The organism is Actinoplanes sp. NPDC004185 (genome assembly GCF_053603475.1).
In genome coordinates this window covers 18121-38346 of the sequence record NZ_JBSGFR010000005.1, presented here as the reverse complement: position 1 = coordinate 38346, position 20226 = coordinate 18121, and the positions used below count along the sequence as shown (strand labels likewise).

Annotated in this window: 26 protein-coding genes; 13 read left to right on the top strand and 13 right to left on the bottom strand. The window is 71.6% G+C overall.

What is annotated here, in order from left to right; translation table 11 throughout:
* The first annotated feature begins 359 nt into the window (after positions 1 to 359).
* Entirely contained in the window at positions 360 to 785 is a 426-nt protein-coding gene (locus ACWEOZ_RS06765; RefSeq protein WP_451909771.1) for a hypothetical protein, read from the top strand.
* Between the two features lie 53 nt (positions 786 to 838).
* Here ACWEOZ_RS06765 and ACWEOZ_RS06760 read toward each other — a convergent pair whose 3' ends face one another.
* Entirely contained in the window at positions 839 to 1021 is a 183-nt protein-coding gene (locus tag ACWEOZ_RS06760) for a hypothetical protein (protein ID WP_360545563.1), read from the bottom strand.
* A gap of 56 nt (positions 1022 to 1077) precedes the next feature.
* On the opposite strand from ACWEOZ_RS06760, the gene ACWEOZ_RS06755 reads away from it, so the two are divergent.
* On the top strand, positions 1078 to 1410 hold the full coding sequence (locus ACWEOZ_RS06755; RefSeq protein ID WP_451909770.1) for a translation initiation factor 2: 333 nt from the start codon (positions 1078 to 1080) through the stop codon (positions 1408 to 1410).
* Between the two features lie 75 nt (positions 1411 to 1485).
* On the opposite strand, the gene ACWEOZ_RS06750 is transcribed toward ACWEOZ_RS06755, so the two are convergent.
* Positions 1486 to 1965 (bottom strand): DUF2231 domain-containing protein, encoded by a 480-nt coding sequence (locus tag ACWEOZ_RS06750; RefSeq protein ID WP_451909769.1) that lies wholly within the window; start codon positions 1963 to 1965, stop codon positions 1486 to 1488.
* A 204-nt stretch (positions 1966 to 2169) separates the two neighbouring features.
* On the opposite strand from ACWEOZ_RS06750, the gene ACWEOZ_RS06745 reads away from it, so the two are divergent.
* Positions 2170 to 2592 carry a Fur family transcriptional regulator gene (locus ACWEOZ_RS06745; RefSeq protein ID WP_451909768.1) on the top strand — a complete coding sequence of 141 codons (423 nt, stop codon included), beginning with the start codon at positions 2170 to 2172 and terminating at the stop codon, positions 2590 to 2592.
* 39 nt (positions 2593 to 2631) lie between these two features.
* Positions 2632 to 3492: an oxygenase MpaB family protein gene (locus ACWEOZ_RS06740; RefSeq protein ID WP_451909767.1), complete on the top strand. Its 861-nt coding sequence runs from the start codon at positions 2632 to 2634 to the stop codon at positions 3490 to 3492.
* Here the strand turns inward: ACWEOZ_RS06740 and ACWEOZ_RS06735 are convergent.
* From ACWEOZ_RS06735 to ACWEOZ_RS06705, 7 genes are all read right to left on the bottom strand, one after another.
* Positions 3484 to 4317: a RecB family exonuclease gene (locus ACWEOZ_RS06735; protein ID WP_451909949.1), complete on the bottom strand. Its 834-nt coding sequence runs from the start codon at positions 4315 to 4317 to the stop codon at positions 3484 to 3486. The two genes, ACWEOZ_RS06740 and ACWEOZ_RS06735, sit on opposite strands and share 9 nt — an antisense overlap.
* Before the next feature lie 89 nt (positions 4318 to 4406).
* Positions 4407 to 5024 carry a MarC family protein gene (locus tag ACWEOZ_RS06730; protein WP_360545573.1) on the bottom strand — a complete coding sequence of 206 codons (618 nt, stop codon included), beginning with the start codon at positions 5022 to 5024 and terminating at the stop codon, positions 4407 to 4409.
* Between the two features lie 51 nt (positions 5025 to 5075).
* Positions 5076 to 5927, bottom strand: coding sequence for a PHP domain-containing protein (locus ACWEOZ_RS06725; protein ID WP_451909766.1), 852 nt, complete (start codon positions 5925 to 5927; stop codon positions 5076 to 5078).
* A gap of 43 nt (positions 5928 to 5970) precedes the next feature.
* On the bottom strand, positions 5971 to 6834 hold the full coding sequence (locus ACWEOZ_RS06720) for a PH domain-containing protein (protein WP_451909765.1): 864 nt from the start codon (positions 6832 to 6834) through the stop codon (positions 5971 to 5973).
* Between the two features lie 9 nt (positions 6835 to 6843).
* Complete coding sequence (locus tag ACWEOZ_RS06715; RefSeq protein WP_015625668.1) at positions 6844 to 7002, bottom strand: hypothetical protein; 159 nt, start codon at positions 7000 to 7002, stop codon at positions 6844 to 6846.
* A gap of 128 nt (positions 7003 to 7130) precedes the next feature.
* Positions 7131 to 7799 (bottom strand): DUF6758 family protein, encoded by a 669-nt coding sequence (locus ACWEOZ_RS06710; RefSeq protein ID WP_451909764.1) that lies wholly within the window; start codon positions 7797 to 7799, stop codon positions 7131 to 7133.
* A 101-nt stretch (positions 7800 to 7900) separates the two neighbouring features.
* Positions 7901 to 8638 carry a TrmH family RNA methyltransferase gene (locus ACWEOZ_RS06705; protein WP_451909763.1) on the bottom strand — a complete coding sequence of 246 codons (738 nt, stop codon included), beginning with the start codon at positions 8636 to 8638 and terminating at the stop codon, positions 7901 to 7903.
* Positions 8639 to 9101: 463 nt separating this feature from the next.
* Here ACWEOZ_RS06705 and trxA point away from each other — a divergent pair, with 463 nt between their 5' ends.
* From trxA to ACWEOZ_RS06685, 4 genes are all read left to right on the top strand, one after another.
* The gene (gene trxA, locus ACWEOZ_RS06700) at positions 9102 to 9464 is read left to right on the top strand and encodes a thioredoxin (RefSeq protein ID WP_212986446.1); all 363 of its coding nucleotides are present in this window, start codon (positions 9102 to 9104) and stop codon (positions 9462 to 9464) included.
* A 125-nt stretch (positions 9465 to 9589) separates the two neighbouring features.
* Positions 9590 to 11554: an intein-containing Rv2578c family radical SAM protein gene (locus tag ACWEOZ_RS06695; protein WP_451909762.1), complete on the top strand. Its 1965-nt coding sequence runs from the start codon at positions 9590 to 9592 to the stop codon at positions 11552 to 11554.
* A gap of 28 nt (positions 11555 to 11582) precedes the next feature.
* A complete protein-coding gene (locus ACWEOZ_RS06690; RefSeq protein ID WP_451909761.1) occupies positions 11583 to 11990 on the top strand; it encodes a CoA-binding protein in 408 nt (135 codons plus the stop codon).
* Between the two features lie 89 nt (positions 11991 to 12079).
* Positions 12080 to 12589 (top strand): DUF4190 domain-containing protein, encoded by a 510-nt coding sequence (locus ACWEOZ_RS06685; protein ID WP_451909760.1) that lies wholly within the window; start codon positions 12080 to 12082, stop codon positions 12587 to 12589.
* Between the two features lie 46 nt (positions 12590 to 12635).
* Here ACWEOZ_RS06685 and ACWEOZ_RS06680 read toward each other — a convergent pair whose 3' ends face one another.
* Positions 12636 to 13583 carry an SDR family NAD(P)-dependent oxidoreductase gene (locus tag ACWEOZ_RS06680; RefSeq protein ID WP_451909759.1) on the bottom strand — a complete coding sequence of 316 codons (948 nt, stop codon included), beginning with the start codon at positions 13581 to 13583 and terminating at the stop codon, positions 12636 to 12638.
* Between the two features lie 159 nt (positions 13584 to 13742).
* Here ACWEOZ_RS06680 and ACWEOZ_RS06675 point away from each other — a divergent pair, with 159 nt between their 5' ends.
* Positions 13743 to 14231 (top strand): DUF4190 domain-containing protein, encoded by a 489-nt coding sequence (locus tag ACWEOZ_RS06675; protein WP_451909758.1) that lies wholly within the window; start codon positions 13743 to 13745, stop codon positions 14229 to 14231.
* Between the two features lie 4 nt (positions 14232 to 14235).
* Here the strand turns inward: ACWEOZ_RS06675 and ACWEOZ_RS06670 are convergent, their stop codons facing one another.
* Both ACWEOZ_RS06670 and ACWEOZ_RS06665 read right to left on the bottom strand, forming a co-directional pair.
* Positions 14236 to 14871 carry a hypothetical protein gene (locus ACWEOZ_RS06670; protein WP_451909757.1) on the bottom strand — a complete coding sequence of 212 codons (636 nt, stop codon included), beginning with the start codon at positions 14869 to 14871 and terminating at the stop codon, positions 14236 to 14238.
* A gap of 63 nt (positions 14872 to 14934) precedes the next feature.
* Entirely contained in the window at positions 14935 to 15876 is a 942-nt protein-coding gene (locus tag ACWEOZ_RS06665; protein ID WP_451909756.1) for a DMT family transporter, read from the bottom strand.
* A 126-nt stretch (positions 15877 to 16002) separates the two neighbouring features.
* Between ACWEOZ_RS06665 and ACWEOZ_RS06660 the strand changes: the two genes are divergently transcribed.
* Both ACWEOZ_RS06660 and ACWEOZ_RS06655 read left to right on the top strand, forming a co-directional pair.
* Positions 16003 to 16701, top strand: coding sequence for an HAD family hydrolase (locus tag ACWEOZ_RS06660; protein WP_451909755.1), 699 nt, complete (start codon positions 16003 to 16005; stop codon positions 16699 to 16701).
* A 17-nt stretch (positions 16702 to 16718) separates the two neighbouring features.
* A complete protein-coding gene (locus ACWEOZ_RS06655) occupies positions 16719 to 17270 on the top strand; it encodes a hypothetical protein (RefSeq protein WP_451909754.1) in 552 nt (183 codons plus the stop codon).
* Between the two features lie 163 nt (positions 17271 to 17433).
* Here ACWEOZ_RS06655 and ACWEOZ_RS06650 read toward each other — a convergent pair whose 3' ends face one another.
* Positions 17434 to 18306, bottom strand: a complete 873-nt coding sequence (locus tag ACWEOZ_RS06650) for a PhzF family phenazine biosynthesis protein (protein ID WP_451909753.1) — start codon at positions 18304 to 18306, stop codon at positions 17434 to 17436.
* 33 nt (positions 18307 to 18339) lie between these two features.
* Here ACWEOZ_RS06650 and ACWEOZ_RS06645 point away from each other — a divergent pair, with 33 nt between their 5' ends.
* Together ACWEOZ_RS06645 and ACWEOZ_RS06640 are read left to right on the top strand one after the other, a co-directional pair.
* Positions 18340 to 19647 (top strand): magnesium transporter MgtE N-terminal domain-containing protein, encoded by a 1308-nt coding sequence (locus ACWEOZ_RS06645; RefSeq protein WP_451909752.1) that lies wholly within the window; start codon positions 18340 to 18342, stop codon positions 19645 to 19647.
* Positions 19644 to 20168, top strand: coding sequence for a DUF1003 domain-containing protein (locus tag ACWEOZ_RS06640; RefSeq protein WP_451909751.1), 525 nt, complete (start codon positions 19644 to 19646; stop codon positions 20166 to 20168). Before ACWEOZ_RS06645 ends, ACWEOZ_RS06640 begins: the two co-directional genes overlap by 4 nt.
* The last annotated feature ends 58 nt before the right edge of the window (positions 20169 to 20226 follow it).

Sequence of the window (20226 nt, the reverse complement as noted above, 5' to 3'; positions counted from 1 at the left end):
GCTGTGTCCCGCCTATGGTCCTGATCCCTGGCGCCGGTGTCCACGGTGCCCCGGGTGGGTCAGGAGGGGCTATGCGCGGCAGAGGTGGTCGGGAGCCCCGGCTGGATCCGGTCCGCTGGCGTCGGCCCGGACGGGCGACCTTACTGCGGTCGGCGGTCGTGGCGGTCCTGATCGGTACGGCGGCGGTGGTGATGTGGGCTCGGCCCGGCGCCTGCGAGTCGGGCCGAGCCGGGTGCGATGCTTGCGCCGGATCTACGCCTGAGCCTGGCGCCCGCGGACTGGGCAGGACGAGCAACCCTGAGCTTCCCGCCTTGGCCCCGGTCTCAGTCGTGCGCACGGCAGAGGTCCAGGAGCCGGTCATGGCCGATGAGCCGGCGTCGGATCCGGCCGCTGGTGCCGAGTGCCCCGCCGCCGAGGGTGCCGGGACCGCGACGGCACGTGGCCCGGCCGGCTTGTCGCCGCCGGCGGCCGGAGCCTCCGACCGGTCCGGCGGGCCGCCGGGTGCCCTCGCGGTGCCGCCGGGCTCGATCGGTGTGCCGATCCGCCTGGCCGAGCCCACCGCCCTGCGCCTCATCCACCCCGGCGACCACGTCGACGTCTTCCGGCTGTCCCACACGGGCGAGAGCCCGCAAGCCATCGCGACGGCGGCCCTGGTGCTCGAAGTCACCGGAGCCGAGGATCCCACCAGCGGCGGCCTGCTCCTCGCGCTGACGCCGGCCGACGCCCGGCGGGCTGTGACCACGCCCGGCGGCGGCTATGCCATTCTGATCCGTCCTGACGGGTAGCCGCTCCGCTCCGACCCGGTGGGCAGTCGCTTCGGCCCGGCCGGGTGGGTGGCTCAGCCCCAGTGCGGCGGGCGGTCCTCGAGCAGGCGGTCGTCGTTCGAATCGTCCCCGCCGAAGCCCCAGCCGCGCTCGGTGTCGTCGCGGGTCTGCTCGGGCAGCAGCGGCGTCTCCTCGGGCTCGAAGTCGACGGTGCGCTCGGCGTCGGCATCACGTTCAGGCTCGTCCAAGATGTCCACGCTACGAGGGTAAGCCGCGTCGCGTGCGCTGTCGGTACCCGAGGGATGTAGCGTCGATGAACGTGAGCGCCCCGACCGGATCCGACGACGACGCGTACTGGCAGCGCCCGGATGCCGAGCCGGAGCCCTTCGGCGCCGGCCGCCCGGCCCCGGCGCCCGATCCCACCCCCGTCTACCAAGGCCCACCCCGCACGCCGCCACCGTCGCCACACTGGCAGCCACCGGTGGTGCGGCAGCCCCCGCCGCCGCGCTCGATGCCGCCGCAGGACATGGACGCCCTCGACGAATCAGAGGGCTCGGCCCGCACGGTGACCTACGGCATCGGCCTGGTCGTCGGCGCGATCGCCCTGATCCTGATGTGTCTGCTCTGCGCCTGCGTCCTCTTCTGACCGGAGCGCGGGCCAGGCCGGAGGGCGGGCACCGCTCCGGCCACCACCCCACATGGCGGCCGGAGCGGCGGATCGTCAGGACCCCGAGCCCCACACTGCCTGGGCCCCGGAATCCCCGGTCCTGAACACGTAATAGCCGGAAACCGCCGCGAGCGCCACCATGATCACCGTCAGTCCCAGGTCCGCTGCGCGAGGTAGTGGGCGTTCCGTCCGGCGCAGGGTCAGGAAGACCATGATCAGCGTGACGACGCCGAGGCCCAGCGAGAAGTAGAACGTCAGTTCGCCGTACCCCATGTGGTCGTCGATCGCGGCCAGCGGCGGACCGCTCAGGCCGTCCGCCACCAGCCGGCCGCGGAGCGCCTCGCCCGACTCGGTGGCCACCCACGTCGTCAGGGGCGCGGCGACCGCCAGCAGCACCGCTGCCCAGCCGACCCGTGACCGCCAGCGGGGCAGCACCCCGTACACGATGGCCGTCAGCGCCAGCAGCGGCACGAAGACCACCGCCGCGTGGATCACGAGAGCGTGTACGGGCAGGCCGTTGATCTGATCGAACACGGTCACCTCCTCAAGTCGCACGGGATCCGGTCCGCCAGACCAGAACTATCTGACGACGCAAACATCCCCCCTTGTGTGCGCCTACGCGCAGTGGACCATTCCGGTTCACCGTCGCGTGCACCAGTGTCCGGAAAACATGAATCGGTGCCCGACCCGGCAGATGAACCGGTTGAGTACGCACGCCTGCCGTGCTGTCATGGTGTGATGACGAGCGGTGAGCAATTGCTGCGGGCGACCGGGCTGCGGGTCACGCGGCCCCGGGTCGCGGTGCTCGATGTGCTGACCCAGGGCGGTCACCTGGAGGTCGAGGAGATCACCCGGCAGGTGCGGGACCGTCTCGACTCGGTGTCCACGCAGGCCGTCTACGACGTTCTCGGCGCTCTGTCGCGGGCCGGGCTGGCCCGGCGGATCGAGCCGGCCGGCAGCCCCGCGCGGTTCGAGGCGCGGGTCGGCGACAACCATCATCACGTCGTCTGCCGCAGCTGCGGCACCATCGAGGACGTCGACTGCGCCATCGGCGAGCGGCCCTGCCTGGACCCGAACGTCAGCCACGGCTTCGACGTCGACGAGGCCGAGGTCACTTTCTGGGGCCTCTGCCCCGCGTGCCGGCCGAAACGTTCTGTCTGAACCTGTTCAACTTCGGCTTTCGCGTGGCACGCTGGAGGCATGGACAGCAGCCCGGACATCGGACTCTTCGGCCCGGATTCGGTCACGTGGAAAGTGCACAACGAACCGATCGTGACGATGGGCGGCCTTCGCTCCCTCTACCTGCAGGCGCTGCACCCGCGCGCGGTCGCGGCCGTCGCCCAGAATTCCGGCTACAAAGCCGACCCGTGGGGCCGCTTCAACCGCACCTCCGAGTACGTCGGCACCGTGCTCTACGGCAGCACCGACGAGGTCGAACGGGTCGCGAGCCGCATCCGGCGCATGCACTCCCGGATGACCGCGACCGACCCGCGCACGGGGGAACGCTTCCGCATCGACGAGCCGGAGCTGCTGCGCTGGGTGCACGTCGCCGAGGTGGAGTCGTTCCTGTCCACCGCTCGCCGCGCCGGCCTCAAGCTGACCGACGACGAGGTCGACACCTACTACACCGAGCAGCTCAAGGCCGCCGAGCTCGTCGGCCTGGACCCGGCGATCGTCCCCAGCACGGCGGCCGAGGTGGCCACCTACTACGAGGAGATGCGCCCCCAGCTGGGCATCACCCGCGAGGCCGCCGAGACCGCTCTCTTCCTCACCGTGCCGCCGCTGCCCGACTTCTGGGGCAACCGCGCGCTGCGGCTGACCATGAATCTCGGGCCGGCCCGCTGGGCCTACTTCGGCGTCGCGGGCACGGCAGTCGCCCTGCTGCCGGGCTGGGCCCGCAAGATGTACGGCGGCCTGGGCCTGCCCACCACCGACCTGTCCGCCGACCTCTCGGTGCGCGGCCTGCGTCTGCTGCTCTCCGCCCTCCTGACCACCGTCCCGGAGCAGTACAAGATGGCTCCGCAACGCCGCGCCGCGCTGGAACGGGTCGGCCTAGCCTGACGCCCGTTCGAGGTGCTCGACCGCGGCCCACGGCTCCTTGGCCGCCACCTCCTGCCCCGCCGGGCACGTACGCCGGAAGTCGCACCAGCCGCAGAGGCTGCCCGGGTTGGTGGGGAACTCGGCGTCCGGATCCGCCCCGGCCGCCACCGCCTTCTCGGCCGCGATGATGTCGCGGGCGGTGTCCTCGGCCCGCGCCACCTGCCGGGCCAGGGACTCCTCGGTGTGCTCGTGCGCCGCGACCGTGCCGGTGGGCAGGTGATGCAGCTCGACCCGGTGGCACGGCCGGCGGAACACGCGCTGAGCCGCGTAGGCATAGAGCGCCAGGGCCTGCGAGCCGCGGGCGTCGTCGGCGTCCAGTCCGGACCGGCCGGTCTTGTAGTCGACGATGACCGCCTCCGGCCCCTGCTCGCCCGGCCGGGAGTCGATGCGGTCGGCCCGGCCGTTGAAAGCCAGCACCCCCGTCTTCGTCGCCACCACGCGCTCGACGCCCAGCGGCTCCTCCAGCGGATCGAGGCCGGCCACATAGGTGTCGAGCCAGTCGAGGGACCTGCGGTAGGCGATCCGCTCCTGCTCGACGTCGCGGTAGCCCTCACGGACCCAGGTCGCCTTGAGCAGCGTGGGCAGCGATTCGCGGACCCGGCGGTCCGGTGGCACGGCATACCAGTTCTTCAGAGCTGTGTGCACGCTCGCGCCCAGGGAGTTGTGCGCCCAGGGCGGCCCCTTCGGCGGGGACGGCCGGTCGACGTAGGTGTAGCGGTAGCGCCGGGGGCAGTCCGCATACGAGCCGAGCTTGCTCGGCGTGCAGACGAAGAGCCGCTCGGGCATGCCGGCGAAGCCCAACTGCTCGGGCACCGCGGCCGATCGGGGGGAAGTCCTGGGCACCCGGTAATCCTGCCAGCACCCTGTGACAAGAATCAGGCCGCGGCGGTGTACAACTCCACGAAGGCCGCGACCGCGTCCGCGATGAGCTGCACCGCGATGGCCGCCAGGAGCAGACCGGCGATGCGGGTGAGCACCTCGATGCCGCCGGGGCGCAGCAGCTTGACGATGCCGCCGGAGAAGCGCAGCACCAGCCAGACCGTCATCATGACGGCCAGGATGCCGAGGCCGATCACCGTGTAGTCGTTCAGTCCGTCCGCGCGCTGCACGAACAGCATGGTGGCGACGATCGCGCCTGGGCCGGCCAGCAGCGGGGTGCCCAGGGGCACCAGGGCCACGTTCGTGGTGCCGCCCTGCTCGGAGGGCTCGTCGGTCTTGCCGGTCAGCAGCTGCAGCGCCACCAGGACCAGCAACAGCCCGCCCGCGCCCTGCAGTGCGGGCAGCTGGACGTGCAGGTAGTCGAGCAGCGTCTGGCCGGCCACCGCGAAGATCACGATCACGCCCAGCGCCAGCAGCACCGCCTGGGTGCCGGCACGCGTGCGCTCCTTGGCGGGCAGCGTGCCGGTCAGGGCCAGGAAGACCGGCACCATGCCCGGCGGGTCGACGATCACCAGGAGGGTCACGAAGACCTCGCCGAACAACTTCAGATTCACGGGATCAACCTAGGCGTCCGCGCGCAACGATGCCCTGAACTGCGGCGACCGTCACCCCAGCACAGAAACGCCGCTCGCGGCGGCGACGATCTGCTCGTACGCGGAGGGGTCGGTGGTGAAGGCACCCAGCCGGACCGTCTTGTGGGTGCCGTGGAAGTCCGACGAGCCGGTGACGACCAGGCCGAGCTCCTCGGCCAGCGCGCGCACGTGCGCGCGTTGCGCGACCGTGTGGTCCTCGTGGTCGGCCTCCAGGCCGAACAGGCCCGCGGCGGCCAGCTCCACGATCAGCTTGTCCGGCACGATGCGGCCGCGCACGGTCGCGTTCGGGTGGGCGAAGACCGGCACCCCGCCGGCGGCCCGGACCGTCCGCACGGCCTCGAAAACGTCAAGATCGGCTTTGGGTACGAAGTATCGCGCGCCCAGCCACCGGGAGGCGAACGCCTCGCTCGTGGTGCGGACCAGCCCGGCCCGGATCAGGGCCTGGGCGATGTGGGGACGCCCGACCGAGCCGCCGGCCGCGTAACCGCTGACCTCGGGCCAGCTGATGTCCACCCCGTCCGCGCGGAGCAACTCGACGATCTTCTCCGCGCGTTGCTCACGGTCGCTGCGCAGGCGGACCAGGTCGGCCGCCAGGGCCGGATCATGGGGATCGAAGAGGTACGCCAGCAGGTGCAACGGGATCGCCGGCTCCACGCCGTACCACCGGCAGGAGAGCTCGGCGCCGCGGACCAGGGCCAGACCGGGCGGGCGCGCCGCCTCGGCGGCCGCCCAGCCGCCGGTGGTGTCGTGATCCGTGATGGCCATCACGTCCAGGCCGGCCTGGGCCCCCGCGGCCACCAGCTCGGCCGGGGTCAGCGTGCCGTCGCTGGCGGTCGAATGGCAGTGCAGGTCGATTCTGGTCACCCGAAGACGCTACCGGGTGGCCGCCGGGCAGCACTGAGGAGCGTCAGGCGTCGTCGCCCGCGTCACCGTCCTTGCCCAATCGGGCCTCGACCGCCTGCGGCTCGTACATCTCCTCGACGACTCGCAGGTACAGCTCGTTGGGGTTGGGCAGGTGCTTGACCTCGCGCAGCGCCTGGTCCTGGCCGGCCGACTCCAGCACGAACGTGCCGTAGCTGAGCATGCGGCCCAGGGCGGACTGCTCGTACTTCATGTCGGTGACCCGCAGCAGCGGCATCATGGCGACCTTGCGGGTGATGATGCCGTTGACCACCATGACCCGCTTGTTGGTCAAGATGAACCGGTCGAAATACCAGTCGCCGACCTTCCAGGCGACCCAGCCCATGACGCCGAGCCAGATCAGGACGGCCGCGGTGACCAGACCGTCGATCTCCTGACGGGTCAGGAAGCCGGCGAGGTAACCGAGCAGCAGGGTCGAGCCGATGCCGACCAGCAGCGGAGTGGAGAGATGGATCCAGTGCCGCTTCCACTCGCCGCGGTAGCGCTCGGTCGGGAAGAGATAGCGGGAGACCAGTGTGGTCGGCTCGTCCTCCAGCGGCAGCACCCGCCGGGGTCCACCCGGGACACCGGAGCCGTCCCCGCCGAGGCCCTGGAGCTCTTCCTCGGTGAAGACGGGGGCGTCGTACTCGCCCGGGTCCCGGTATTCGTCGTCGCGCGGATCGCTCCCGTAGCCCGCGCTCGGCGAATAGCCGGCGTCGGGAGAGTAACCGGGGCCGGCGGACGCCACGCCCCGGCGGTACTCGGGACCGTCGTCGCGAAACGCCGGATCGTTGTAGCCGAAGGTGTCGTCGTCGTCGCGAGGGCGGCGCGCACCCTCGTCTTCAGGTTGCCGCGGCTCGCCAGGACCCATCAGGTGATGTTAAGCGACGAGGTTGGTGAAGAACGTTCCGAAACCACGGGCGATGTCCCCGATGGTGTCGCCCAGGGACTCGAACACCGCGGCGGCCGAGTTCGGGTTGAAGGCGATGAAGAAGATCAAGAATGCGATGCCAAGCCAGGTGAGAACCTTCTTGATCATGGCGGGCCTTCTCCTCCGTTGCGGGTGACGGTCATCGCCGGCAACACTGACGGTATCAGTTCAACTGCGCTCTGTGAACGTTGTGCCCGAAAAGCCGATGGCGTTCCCGCAGGTCAAGGCCTCCGAGTTCAGGCCTTGCCGTGCAGGTACGGGCTCGGCGCTCCGTACACGAGCTCGGGCGGCACCCCGTCGGACAGGTCGTGCAGGACGACATGCTCGGCCAGGAAGTAGCCCGCGCTTGCCGGCCACGCTACCGCATAGAGCCACATTCCTTTGGCTTCACTCACATAGGCGCTGCGATCTTCCGGAGACTTCACGCACCACAGTGGAGTCGGGTGCCCACCGACCCTGATCTTGGCGTGCGGGCCGGCGTGCCCACCCGCGTCGCACTCGCCCAGGGCCCGGGTGATCAGGTGGCCGGGATCGATGCCGGGGATGCCGGCGAAGCGGGTCCCCAGCCCCACGCCCGGCTGCTCGGCGATCAGCACGAGATCGGCCGGGCCACCGCCGAGCGGGTCCGGGCCACTGCAGGACAGCGCCGTCGCCCGTACGCCGGAACGCTCGTCGCCCGCCCAGCCGACACCGGTGACCATCCACCCGGGCGGCAACGGCCACGGGCACCACAGCGGCATGTGGTCGACCGTGGGCGCCACCCGCAGCCGCACGCTGTCGAGGATCTCCGGACCGATGTGCTCCGCCACGTGGAACGGGGAGACGTCGCCACAGTTGTCGCAGCGCCAATCACTGTGCATCAGGTCCGGCGGCCGGACCTGCGCAGCACAACGGGGGCAACTCACTGTGACACCCACCCTCTTAAGGTGGGGCCCGGCCGGGTCGCCGTCAAGCGAATCGGCAGAACCGGGTCGAGCCGTTCGCCCACCCGGGCGGCCCGCGATGATCACCCGGGCGGGGGACCCGCGTGGGCGCGTACCCAGGAGTGCATGGCGATGCCGCTCGCCACGCCCGCGTTGATCGAGCGGGTGGAGCCGTACTGGGCGATCGAGAAGAGTGCGCTGCACGCGGCGCGGGCGGCAGCGGAGAGCCCGGGTCCCTCCTGGCCGAAGATCAGCACGCATTCCCGCGGGAGGGTGACCGTCTCCATCGGGCGCGAGCCCGGCAGGTTGTCGATGCCGATGACCGGCAGTCCCGCGGCCGCCGCCCAGGCGGCGAACTCCTCGATCGTCGGATGGTGGCGTACGTGCTGATAGCGATCCGTGACCATGGCACCCCGCCTGTTCCACCGCCGCAGGCCGACGATGTGGACCTCGGCGGCCAGGAAGGCGTTGGCGTTGCGCACCACCGTGCCGATGTTGAAATCGTGCTGCCAGTTCTCGATCGCCACGTGGAAGCCGTGCCGGCGCTGGTCCAGGTCGGCCACGATCGCCTCGCGGCGCCAGTAGCGGTACCGGTCGACGACGTTGCGCCGATCGCCCTGCGCGAGCAGCTCGGGGTCGTAATGATGGTCCGTGGGCCAGGCGCCGGGCCAGGGGCCGACACCGACCTCGAGCTCGGGCTCGGACTCCGCCTCCGGACCGGCCGGACCGAGCGGCGCGGCCGGGCTCAGCGCCACCGCCGGCCCTGACGCGGCAGCCGGGCTCAGGGGCGCGGCGGGGCTCACGGGATCTTCGGCGGTCATGGTCGAGGAGGCTATCCAGGGGCTCGCGGGCCACACCCGGGGGGAGACGCAATGAGCGGCGGGGCCCTCCCCGGCACCCGCCGCCCACGCTCTGTTGGAAGAGAGTTTGCCTTACCCTCCGTATCGATGTGAAGGGTTCCCAACAGTGACCCAAGTCACATTTAACTTTGTTACCTATTACCTTCAGTGGTTATCTCGTCGTTATCAAGCTGCGATAGGTCGCCCGCAGACCGGGTACCGAGGCAGCCTGATACGCAAACTGGACGACGCGGGTTGTTCACAACTGAAAGCGCTCTCCCTACTTTGAGTTACGCTGAGTTGCTCAAGGTCCACACCGCGACCGCAAAAGGTGCCTCAGACCACGTGTCGCCGGCGCCGACGGCGGGAATCACTGGGGACGTGAACAGGTTGGACCGCACGTAGGCCAATTTCCCGTGGCCTTTTTCCCGTGGACGGAGAGATCATGGCGACCGTTGCGCTGACCACAGAGAATTTCGACGAGGTGACCGGCAAGGACGGCATCGTCCTGGTCGACTTCTGGGCCAGCTGGTGCGGGCCCTGCGTCCGCTTCGCGCCGACGTACGAGCGTTCCTCGGAGAAGCACACCGAGATCACCTTCGGCAAGGTCGACACCGAGGCCCAGCAGGAGCTGGCCGCGAAGTTCGACATCCGCTCGATCCCGACGATCATGGCAGTGCGCGACGGCGTCATCGTCTTCTCGCAGCCCGGCGCGCTCCCCGAGTCCGCGCTGGAGAGCCTGATCGAGCAGGTCGAGAAGCTCGACATGGACGACGTGCGCAAGCAGCTGGCCGCGCACAACCACTGACCCGCGAGGTCACCGGCGCCGCGGACCTTCCGGTCCGCGGCGCTTTCGTGTCCGAGGCACTTCTTTCCGGTACGGCTTCCCGGTGCGGGTAGACAGTGGATCGAACATGTGTTCGAATCTTCGCCATGCGATGGTCACACCTGTCGGCCCCGGCCGGCGACGACTCGCTCCCGGACAGGGCAGCGCCGGCGGCCCCACCCCTGCCGCTGGCGCTGCCCGGCGCGACCGTCCGCACCTTCGACACGCCCGGGTTCGCCGGCATGACGTTCTACGAGATCCGGGCCAAGTCCCTGATCAACAGGGTGCCCGGCGCGTCGCGGGTGCCCTTCGAGTGGACGATCAATCCTTACCGGGGCTGCTCGCACGCCTGCTCCTACTGCCTGAGCGGCGACACCCCGATCCTGCTGGCCGACGGGTCGACCCGCCCGCTGTCGCAGGTGCAGGTCGGCGACGCGGTGCTGGGCACGATGGGCGCCGGCCCGCACCGGCGCTATGTGCCGACCACCGTCCTCGACCACTGGACCACCAGCAAGCCGGCCTTCCGGGTCACCCTGGCCGACGGCACCCGCCTGGTGTCCAGCGGCGACCACCGGTTCCTCACCGACCGCGGCTGGCGGCACGTCAGCCCGGCCGAGCCCGGTCTCCCGGCTCTGGCCGTGGGTGACCGGCTGTCCGGCGTGGGCGGCTTCGCCGACGCGCCGAAGGAGTCCCCCGACTACCGCACCGGCTACCTCTGCGGCTTGGTCCGCGGCGACGCCGGGGCCCCGGCCGGCGCCCGGGAGAGCGACGCCTGGATCCGCGCGGACTCCTACCTCGAAGACATCCCGATGCACGTGGCGCTGCGCTGGCCGGAGCTCCCGTCCGGCAGCTGGTATCGCGGCTTCCTGGCCGGCGCGTTCGGCGCGACCGGCTACGCCGACCGGCTGGCCGTCGTCTTCACCAGCCGCGACCAGGGCTTCCTGGACCGGATCACGGATGCCCTGACCCACCTCGGCCTGCCCAGCCGCCGCCCGCCGCACCCGCAGCTCGGCGAGGTCTACTCCGTCGAGGTCGCCCGCGACCTGTGGGCCGCCCTGCGCTTCCGTCACCTGACCGGCGTGACCGGGGCGCCGCTGGACGCGGCCGGGGTCGGGGTGCGCAGCGAGCCGCAGCTCACCGTGGCCGACATCGAGGACCTGGGCCTGACCCTGCCGCTGTTCGACATCACCACCGGCACGGGCGACTTCATCGCCGACGGCGTGGTGAGCCACAACTGCTTCGCCCGCAACACCCACACCTACCTCGACCTGGACGCCGGCCACGACTTCGACTCCAAGGTGGTCGTCAAGGTCAACGCGGGTGAGCTGGTCCGCCGCGAGCTGGCCGCCCCGAGATGGTCCGGGGCGCCCATCGCCATGGGCACCAACGTGGACGTCTACCAGCGGGCGGAGGGCCGCTACCGCCTGATGCCGCCGATCCTGACGGCCCTGCGCGACTTCGCCAACCCCTTCTCGATCCTCACGAAGGGCACGCTGATCCTGCGGGACCTGGAGCTGCTGCGGCAGGCGGCCACGGTCACCGACGTCAGCCTGTCGATGTCGATCGGCTTCGTCGACGAGCGGATGTGGCGGGCCGTCGAGTCCGGCACCCCGAGCCCCCGCCGGCGCCTCGACGCGGTGGCCCGGCTGACCGACGCCGGCTTCTCGGTGGGGGTCCTGATGGCCCCGATCCTGCCGGGCCTGACCGACTCGGACGAGTCCATCGAGGAGACCGTCGCGGCCATCGCCGGCGCCGGCGCGGCCAGCGTCTCCCCGTTGGTGCTGCACCTGCGGCCGGGCGCCCGCGAGTGGTACGCGTCATGGCTCACCCGCGAGCACCCGGAGCTGGCGCCGCGCTACCGCGAGCTGTTCCGGGCCGGCTCGTACGCACCGCAGTCGTTCCAGAAGGAGATCGGCGCGCGGGTGCGGATGGCTGCCCGGCGGCACGGACTGCACCGGGCGGGGATGGGCGAGGCCCGCACTGCCAGCGCGAACGCGGCACCGGCGGCGGCCTACGCGGAGACCGGCCCGCCCGTCCGCGAAGCCGAACCCCAGCAACTGACCCTGCTGTGAGCCGTCCGCGCGTGGCTAGAGTCGAGGCATGAGGAGTGCACAGCAGATCCTGGCCGAGGCGAACGTCATTGCCGTGGTCGGGGCCTCTCGGGATCCGCACAAGCCGTCGCACACCGTGCCGTTGCAGATGCTCCGGTACGGGTGGCGCATCATTCCGGTCAACCCGTTCGTGGACGAGGTCTTCGGGGTCCGCACCGTGCCCACGCTGGCCGACCTGGACGAGCCCGTCGATCTGGTGGACATCTTCCGGCCCGCCGCCGACGCGCTGGAGATCGTGCGGCAGGCCGTCGCCATCAAGGCGCCCGCTGTCTGGTTGCAGACCGGCATCGTCTCGGCCGAGGCCCGCCGGATCGCCACCGAGGCCGGGCTGGACTACGTCGAGGACCGCTGCCTGGCCGTCGAACGGGCCGTCGGTCAGCTCACCAAGCTGTCCTGAGCCGATCCGGCAGGTCGGATACCCTGCGTCGGGTCCCCCTGGCTACGCCCCGGCTAGTACCGTGCCGGGGTGAACGAGGAGGACCTCTGATGACTTACCCGCCGCCCGGTGGTACGCCGGATCCATATCAGCCCCAGCAGCCCTACGGGCAGCAGCCGGGTTACGACCCCAGCTCGCCCTACTCGCAGGACCCCTATGCGGCTCCGGCCAGCGGCGCGCCGTCCAGCGGCCAGCCGTACGGGCAGCAGCCGCCCTACGGTGCCCCGTCCAGCGGCCAGCCCTACGGCCAGCCGCAGTACGGGCAGCAGCAGCCGGGCTACGGTCAGCCCTACGCGCAGCAGCCCTACACGCCGCAGGCGCCGACCAACACCATGGCCATCCTGGCTCTGGTCTTCGCCTTCGTGTTCGCGCCCGCCGCGATCGTCATGGGGCACGTCGCCAAGAAGCAGATCCGGCAGACCGGCGAATCCGGTGAGGGCCTGGCCACCGCCGGCCTCTGGCTGGGTTACATCTTCACCAGCATCTACGTGCTGATCTGTGCCTTCTACATCGTCGTGGCGATCTTCGCGATCGGCTCGTCCGGCACCTCGACCTACTGACGTACGGCCCGCCCGGTGGACGCTGGTCCACCGGGCGTCCGGCGGCTCAGCGGAACTCGGCCTCGCGGACGCTGTTGCCGCCGTCGACCACGAGCATCTGCCCGGTGATGTACGACGCCGCGGGCGAGCACAGGAAGGCGATCGCCGCCGCCACCTCGTCCGGGGTGCCCGGGCGCCCGATCGGGGTGCCGAGGCCCTGCTTGATCTCCGTGACGGTGGACGCAGCCGTGTAGATCGTGCCGGGCGCCACGCAGTTGACGTTGATGCCGTCGGCCACCAGCTCCATCGCCAGCGCCCGGGTCAGGCCGACGACGCCCGACTTGGCCGCGGCGTAGGCTGCCTCGGTGGGCAGGGCGTTGATCGGGCCCGCGGTCGCCGCCAGGTTCACGATGCGGCCCCAGCCCTGCTCGGACATGCCGCCCACGAACGCCCGGCTGCACAGGAACGCGGTGCTCAGGTTCCGGTCGATCTCGGCGCGCCACTCGTCGTACGTCAGCTGGGCGACCGGGCGCAGCACCTCGGGGCTGGTGCGGCTGGCCAGACCCGCGTTGTTGACCAGCACCTCGACGTCACCGAGCTGGTCGAGGACCGCATCGGCGAGCGCACCGACCTCGGCCTCGTCGGTGAGATCGGCCACGAAACCGGTGACGCCCAGCTCGGACGCGCGCTCGTGGATCCGCCGGGTGGTCGACACGATCGCCACCCGGGCACCGAGGTCGCGCAGCCGGCGCGCGGTCGCGTACCCGATGCCGTCCGGGCTGCCGGCGCCGGTGACCAGCGCGACCTTTCCGTCCAGGCGCATCGTCACGGGGCCCTCCTCGGGTTCGGTCACGGGGTCGTCCTGGGCGGGGCCCGACTCGGCGACCTGATCGGGCCCCGGGTCCTGCTCAGGCTCGGAACTGGGCGCGGCGGACCGGGGCCGGCGGCCGGCCGCCGGGCGGGTGGCGTCCCGCCTCGAGCGGCTGCCGCTGGCGGTGCGGGCGTCGAAGACCATGCGGCGATCCTGCCCGCTCCCGGGAGCCGGAGCAAACATCGGACCACCGTGGCGCGCGGCGACCGCACACCGCGCACAACCAGGCACGCGGTGTGCGCGGCGTCGTGACAGGGCCACCTATCCTGACGGGCGCAGACGCAGCGCCGGACGGAGGCAGTCATGACCTATCCACCCCCGCCCGGACCGGACGGCACCTATCCGCCACCGCCGGATCCGCCCATCCAGGCCTATCAACCGCCGCCGCCCCACCCGCAGCAGTACGGCTACGACTATCCGGCACCCCAGATCCAGGGGTACGGCGTCCCGCCTGCGCCGGGTTACGACTACGGCAACTCGGGAAGCCCGTACTCCCCGCAGGGTTATCCGTATGCGCCCGCCCGGCCGACCGAGGGCCTGGCGATCGCGTCCCTGGTCGTGTCCTGCGCCGGGGTGGCCGGCCTGTGCCTGTGGTCGATCGGCGGCCTGCTCGGCATCGTCGGCGCGATCCTCGGTCACGTGGCCCGCGGCCGGATCCGGGCCACGGGTGCGGGCGGCGCCGGCCTGGCGCTGGCCGGCATCATCGTCGGCTGGGTCGTCACCGCGATCGCCGTGCTGGGCATCGCCGCCTTCGTCGTCTTCCTGGTCAGACAGCCCGGCAGCACCTACTGAGAGCTCAGCCGCCGGGCTGCGGCGCGGTTGGCACGCCGGGCTCGGCCAGCGGGACCACCGGGCCCTGCTCGACGAAGATCAGCGGCGCGGTCCGCCCGTAACGCCGCGGCATGGCCTCGCGCGCCCGCTCCACGTCGCGGGTGCCGATCTCCACGCCGCGGCCGTCGTGGCGGGCCACCACGCTGGAGATGCGGACACCGTCGGCCTGCCAGGCGTCGAGATCGGCGACGATCCGGTCGTGCCAGCCGGTGAGCTCGGCCAGGCTGTGCGCCGTGTCGCGGACCACGATGCAGGTGTCCTGCGCGCTCTGCCGGATGAAGTCGTCGAAGGCGGCCGACGGCACCCGGTGCACGATCGCGCGCACCCGTTCCTGGTCGACCTCGAGCCCGGCGTAGCTGCCGGCGTGCTCGGCGCGGCCACCGGCGTCGATGCGGGCCATCGCCGCCTCCAGCTCCGGCGGCGTCGCCGGCAGCACCCGCCCGCCCATCGTGACGGTCGCCGGCCGGCGGGAGAACTCACAGCCGGCCGTGGTCCAGCCCCCGATCAGGCCGGGCTCGGGGATCTCCGGCTCAGCGCAGGAACTGGTCACGAGCACCGCCCCGAGCAGCAGGCAGCAGAGCCGGTATCGACAGCGGCGCATCTCATCCCACCTCTCTACCGCGCGCGGCGGTAGTTCGCCAGGTTCAACGAGGAGAGCCGGGCGTCAGCGCGGGGTGGGATCCGCCACGTCGGCCAGCGAAGCCGTGGTCCGGCGCCGCTCCCGGCTGCCGCCGAGCACCACGACAGCCACGCCGAGCATCAGCAGCGCCAGGCCCGGCAGGGCCACCAGCCGCGGCGTCTGCCCGAGCCAGGCCCAGGCCAGCAGGGCCGCGCCGGGCACCTCGAGCAGGATCAGCACGCTGACCTTCGTGGCCGAGGTCCGTTCGAGGGCGTAGTTGAACATCGAATGCCCGAGCAGCTGGGCGCCGACCACCAGAGCCAGGATCGCCGCCCAGGTGCGGCCGTCGTAGCCGTGCAGCTCCACCCCGGCCACCAGGCAGACCACGAGCAGGATCGCCGCGCAGGTGCCGTAACAGACCCAGGTGTATGTCGTGGTGCTCAGCCGGGATCGGGCCCGCTCCCCGAGCGCCGTGTAGATCGCCGCCGCGATGGCGCCCACCAGGGCCAGGACATCCGCGAGGACGGCCTGGGCCGACACGCCGATGTCGAGTCCGGTCGCCCAGACCGTGCCCGCCACGGCCAGGCCGATGCCCGTCCAGCCGGCCGCCGACGGCCGCCGGCCCTGCGCCATCGCGATCAGCCCCTGCCAGACCGGCTGGGTCGCGACCAGCGCCGTGGCCGTGGCCACGGAACCGAGCTGCACGCTGGGCATCCAGGTCGCGAAGTGCAGCGCCAGCGCCACCCCGGCCAGGACCGCGAACAGCCCGGTACGGCTGCGCAGGGTGGCCAGCTCCGTCCGGCGCGGACCGGCCGCGATCGGCGTCAGCGCGGCGAAGGCCAGGCCGTTGCGCCAGAACGCCACGGCCAGCGCCGGAGCCGCCACGAAGGCGATCAGCGGGGCCGAGGTCGAGACCGCGAGCACCGCCACGGCGAGGGCCGCCCCGGTCAGCCAGGGAGGCCGTTCGCGGGGTGACTGCATATTCATCCCTCGCCGTCGCTTCTTGCATATCTACACATCACAGTTTGTCGACCTCAGTTGAGCGGAAAGTGAGGCAGTCGTTACGCTCGCCGCCGATGCATTCCCGTCAATCCCTCAGGAGAGTGGTTTTCGATGCCCGCGTTCCAAGCGGTCGTGTTCGACTTTTTCGGCACGCTGACCCGTTCCGTGCGGAGGGGGCCGCAGCACGCCGACATCGCTCGAGCGCTGGGCTGCGATCCCGATGCGGTGCTGAGCGTCCTGGATCGTACGTTCCAGGTGCGGGCCCGCGGTGATCTCGGGTCGGCCGAGGCGACGCTGCGCTGGGTGACCGAGCAGGCCGGGGGCCGGCCGCGGACAGCTCAGCTGCAGGCCGCCGTGCCGGCCCGGGTCGACGCCCTGAAGGCCGACACGCGGCTGCGCGCCGACGCGGAGAGCGTTCTCCGGGCCGTCAAGCAGCGCGGCCTGCGCACCGCCCTGATCAGCGACTGCACCCACGAGCTGCCTGCCTTCCTGCCGAGCCTGCCGATCGCCGCGCTGCTCGACGTCAACGTCTTCTCCGTCGAGGTCGGCCGGTGCAAGCCGGACCCGCTGATCTACCTGGAGGCGTGCTGGCGGATGCGGGTGGCCCCCGAGAACTGCCTCTACATCGGTGACGGCGGCAGCCACGAGCTCACCGGCGCCGCCGCCGTCGGCATGACCGCCGTCCGGCTGGCCGCCCCCGACCTGGCGGACCACCTGGTGTTCGACGCGGACGACGACTTCGCCGGACCGAGCGTGCCGTCGCTGACCGCCGTACTGGATCTGCTGGATCCCGTACCCGCGCTGACCTGATGCATGCAGGATGCATCATGCCCTCGCCGACGCGGCCCGGCCCCGGCCGGGCCGCGTGCGAGGATGACCGGGTGACGACCGAGCTCGTGGCTGAGGCGATCAAGAAGGCCGGCATCGCCTGGATCAACGCACCCGGCGGCCCCTCGCTCGCCCTGTGGGTCATGCCGCTCGACGGCGCGCTGATCCTGGTGTGCGGCCCCGGCGAGCAGGCCGCGCCGGGCCTGGCCGAGGCGACCCGCGCCTCGGTGCGCCTGCGCGGCGACAACGGCGGCCTGATCGTCATCGTCGAAGCGCAGGTCGAGCGGCTCACCCTCGGCAGCGAGGAGTGGACCGAGATCGCCCCGCAGCTGGCCGGCAAGCGCCTCAACGCGAGCGGCACCGCTGAGGAGCTGGTCGCCCGGTGGGCCGGGACCGACTGCGCGGTCCTGCGCCTGACGCCGGTCGACGAGCCCGTCGCCGCCCCGCACCTGCCGACCGGCTCGCAGGCCGAGCCGCCGCGCGAGACCCCGGCCCGCATCAAGGTCCGCCGCCCCTTCCGCCTGCACCGCGTCCGCAAGCGCAAGCCGTAGCCGGACCGCCGGAAGAGCAGGATCAAAGGCTTCCTGTCCCAGGTCCGTCGGGGTGCGAGCCGTCGCTCCCGCGGGCACCGGGCGGCCCCGGCCAATCGCCTGGCGGCTCATGAACGGCCGAGCCCACCCTGCCGGCTGCGTGCTCGCAAGACCCCGACCGGGGTCAGCCCACGAACGGCGGCACCTTGATCTCTCCCTGGGCCACCGGGATCACGTGGCCGGAGACCGTGGCCAGCGTGGCCACGCCGCCCGTTGCCGTCACCGTGCACTCCAGCAGGGACGGCCGGTGCATCTCGATCCCCTGATGCACCGTGTACGACGTCGTCCCCTCCCCCGGCAGCCGGCCCCGGGCCACCAGCCACACGCCCAGGCCGAGAGCCGCCGAGCCGGTCGCCGGGTCCTCGGGCACCGACACACCCGGGCAGAACACCCGCACGTACGCCGTCCGCCCGGCCTGCTCCCAGGCGAAGACGCTGATACCCGTCACGCCCAGCGCCCGGGCCCGCTCCGGGTCGGCCTTCGCCCGGGCCAGCGCTTCCCGGCGCACCGGCAGGATCACGAATTCCAGACCGCAACCGGCCACCGCGGGCTCCGACCCGGCCCCGGCGAAATCGTCCTCGCCCAGGCCGAGCAGCTCGAGCAGGTCCGCCACCGGCAGCGGCGGCCCCAGCGTCGGCTTGCCGCCGGTCAGCGTGGCCACATCCGAGCCCACCGTGATCGGCAGCATCCCGGCGCCGCACTCCTGCACCACCTGCCCCGGCTGGGCCAGGCCACGCCGGACCGAGGTCACGGCGGCGCCCACACTCGGATGGCCCGCGAACGGCAGCTCGGTCTCCGGCGTGAAGATCCGTGCCCGGTACGTCGCACCGGCCGTCGACGGCAGCACGAAGACTGTCTCCGAAAGGTTGAACTCCCGGGCCAGTGTCTGCATCTGGTCACCGGCCAGCCCCTCCGCGCCGAAGACCACGGCCAGCGGGTTTCCGGCGAAGGGGCGGTCGGTGAACACGTCGACGATCTCGTACGCCACGGTAGACATGGTCCGACGCTAACTTAGGCTGGTGCGGTGACCATGGGGAGCAGGGTTTATCTGGCGCGGCTCGCGGCGCTGCCCGTTTTCGACCCCAACGGCGACCGGGTGGGCCGGGTACGCGACGCCGTGCTGCGGTTGCGCACCACCAACCGGCCGCCGCAGGTCGTCGGTCTCGTCGCCGAGATGGCTCTGCGCCGCCGGATCTTCCTGCCGATCGGCCGGGTGACCTCGATGGACGCCGAGGCTGTCGTGCTCAGCACCGGCATGCTCAACCTGCGCCGGTTCGAGAAGCGGCCCAACGAGCTGCTGGTGCTCGAGGAGGTGCTGGACCGGCGGGTCACGGTCGAGCCGGAGGACCGGCAGGGCCCGGGCACCACCGGCACGGTCGTGGACCTGGGCATGGAGCTCAACCGCAACAACGAGTGGCTGATCACCCGGGTGGCCGTCCGCCGGCACACCGGCCGGCTGGCCCGGCGCGGGCACACGTACCAGGTGGAGTACGACCGGATCCGCGGCCTGGTCGGGCCGACCGACACCCAGGGCACCTCCAACCTCGTCGCCCTGCTCGAACAGATGCGGCCCGCGGACATGGCGAACGCCCTGCAGGACCTCGCCGACGCCCGGCGCAACGAGGTCGCCGCGGCGCTGAGCGACCGGACACTGGCCGACGTGCTCGAGGAGCTGCCCGAGCACGACCAGGTGGAGATCCTCATCCAGCTGGACCGGGAACGCGCCGCCGACGTCCTGGAACGGATGGACCCGGACGACGCCGCGGACCTGCTCGCCGAGCTGCCCCAGGCCGAGCAGGCCGTGCTGCTGGACCTGATGGAGCCGGAAGAGGCGGCGCCGGTCCGGCAGCTCATGAGCTACACCCCCGGCACCGCCGGCTCGGTGATGACCTCGGAGCCGGTGATCCTCACCCCGGACACCACGGTGGCCGAGGCGCTGGCCCGGATCCGCGAGCCGGAGCTGTCCCCGGTCGTCGCCGCCCAGGTGTTCGTGGCCCGGGCGCCGTCGGCCACCCCCAGCGGCAAGTACCTCGGCATGGTCCACTTCCAGCGGCTGCTGCGTGAGCCACCCTCCTCGATCCTGGGTGGCCTCATCGAGACGGACATAGATCCGCTGACGCCCGAGACGAATCTCACCGAGATCACCCGGCGGATGGCGACCTACGACATGGTGGCGATGCCGGTGGTGGACAACGCGTACCGGCTGGTGGGGGCGGTGACCGTGGACGACGTGCTGGACCACTCGCTGCCGCGCGACTGGCGTGACCGGGACGCCCAGGACGCCCAGGACCAGGCCGACGCGCTGGTGCGCCAGGCCCACACGGAGACGGGTTCATGACCGAGCCGCGCCGGGACCGCCTCGACCAGCCGATCGAGCCGGGCCGGGTCCGCCTGCCCCGCTTCGACCCGGAGGCCTTCGGACGCTGGTCGGAGAGCATCGCCCGGTACATGGGCACGGCGAAGTTCATCGTCTACATGACGATCATCATCGGCGCCTGGTTCGCCTGGAACACCCTGGCGCCGAAGGATCTGCGCTTCGACCCGTACACGTTCACGTTCCTGACCTTGATCCTGTCCTTGCAGGCGTCCTACGCCGCGCCGCTCATCCTGCTCGCGCAGAACCGCCAGGCCGACCGGGACCGCCTGACGATGGAGGAGGACCGCCGGCGCGCGGCCATGCAGAAGGCCGACACGGAGTATCTGGCCCGCGAGATCGCCTCGCTGCGGATCGCCGTGGGCGAGGTCGCGACCCGCGACTTCCTGCGCTCGGAGCTGGCCCGGCTCGCCGACGAACTGGACGAGGCAGCCCATCGACGGCAGAAGCTGGAACGTAAGGAGTGGGAGGAAGAGCGGAGCTGAGCCGACCCGCGGCGGAAAACCCATGCGAATTCGCAGATCGAGTGCGACGTAGCATGGC

What these genes read in the sequence shown, in the direction of transcription:
- ACWEOZ_RS06655 (WP_451909754.1), top strand. Translation starts at nt 16,719, where the DNA reads ATGCCCTCGCCGACGCGGCCCGGCCCCGGCCGGGCCGCGTGCGAGGAT.
- ACWEOZ_RS06640 (WP_451909751.1), top strand. Translation starts at nt 19,644, where the DNA reads ATGACCGAGCCGCGCCGGGACCGCCTCGACCAGCCGATCGAGCCGGGC.
- ACWEOZ_RS06685 (WP_451909760.1), top strand. Translation starts at nt 12,080, where the DNA reads ATGACTTACCCGCCGCCCGGTGGTACGCCGGATCCATATCAGCCCCAG.
- ACWEOZ_RS06680 (WP_451909759.1), bottom strand. Translation starts at nt 13,583, where the DNA reads ATGGTCTTCGACGCCCGCACCGCCAGCGGCAGCCGCTCGAGGCGGGAC.
- ACWEOZ_RS06645 (WP_451909752.1), top strand. Translation starts at nt 18,340, where the DNA reads ATGGGGAGCAGGGTTTATCTGGCGCGGCTCGCGGCGCTGCCCGTTTTC.
- ACWEOZ_RS06740 (WP_451909767.1), top strand. Translation starts at nt 2,632, where the DNA reads ATGGACAGCAGCCCGGACATCGGACTCTTCGGCCCGGATTCGGTCACG.
- ACWEOZ_RS06660 (WP_451909755.1), top strand. Translation starts at nt 16,003, where the DNA reads ATGCCCGCGTTCCAAGCGGTCGTGTTCGACTTTTTCGGCACGCTGACC.
- ACWEOZ_RS06675 (WP_451909758.1), top strand. Translation starts at nt 13,743, where the DNA reads ATGACCTATCCACCCCCGCCCGGACCGGACGGCACCTATCCGCCACCG.
- ACWEOZ_RS06745 (WP_451909768.1), top strand. Translation starts at nt 2,170, where the DNA reads ATGACGAGCGGTGAGCAATTGCTGCGGGCGACCGGGCTGCGGGTCACG.
- ACWEOZ_RS06665 (WP_451909756.1), bottom strand. Translation starts at nt 15,876, where the DNA reads ATGAATATGCAGTCACCCCGCGAACGGCCTCCCTGGCTGACCGGGGCG.
- ACWEOZ_RS06715 (WP_015625668.1), bottom strand. Translation starts at nt 7,002, where the DNA reads ATGATCAAGAAGGTTCTCACCTGGCTTGGCATCGCATTCTTGATCTTC.
- ACWEOZ_RS06720 (WP_451909765.1), bottom strand. Translation starts at nt 6,834, where the DNA reads ATGGGTCCTGGCGAGCCGCGGCAACCTGAAGACGAGGGTGCGCGCCGC.
- ACWEOZ_RS06755 (WP_451909770.1), top strand. Translation starts at nt 1,078, where the DNA reads ATGAACGTGAGCGCCCCGACCGGATCCGACGACGACGCGTACTGGCAG.
- ACWEOZ_RS06690 (WP_451909761.1), top strand. Translation starts at nt 11,583, where the DNA reads ATGAGGAGTGCACAGCAGATCCTGGCCGAGGCGAACGTCATTGCCGTG.
- ACWEOZ_RS06650 (WP_451909753.1), bottom strand. Translation starts at nt 18,306, where the DNA reads ATGTCTACCGTGGCGTACGAGATCGTCGACGTGTTCACCGACCGCCCC.
- trxA (WP_212986446.1), top strand. Translation starts at nt 9,102, where the DNA reads ATGGCGACCGTTGCGCTGACCACAGAGAATTTCGACGAGGTGACCGGC.
- ACWEOZ_RS06670 (WP_451909757.1), bottom strand. Translation starts at nt 14,871, where the DNA reads ATGCGCCGCTGTCGATACCGGCTCTGCTGCCTGCTGCTCGGGGCGGTG.
- ACWEOZ_RS06695 (WP_451909762.1), top strand. Translation starts at nt 9,590, where the DNA reads ATGCGATGGTCACACCTGTCGGCCCCGGCCGGCGACGACTCGCTCCCG.
- ACWEOZ_RS06765 (WP_451909771.1), top strand. Translation starts at nt 360, where the DNA reads ATGGCCGATGAGCCGGCGTCGGATCCGGCCGCTGGTGCCGAGTGCCCC.
- ACWEOZ_RS06705 (WP_451909763.1), bottom strand. Translation starts at nt 8,638, where the DNA reads ATGACCGCCGAAGATCCCGTGAGCCCCGCCGCGCCCCTGAGCCCGGCT.
- ACWEOZ_RS06735 (WP_451909949.1), bottom strand. Translation starts at nt 4,317, where the DNA reads ATGCCCGAGCGGCTCTTCGTCTGCACGCCGAGCAAGCTCGGCTCGTAT.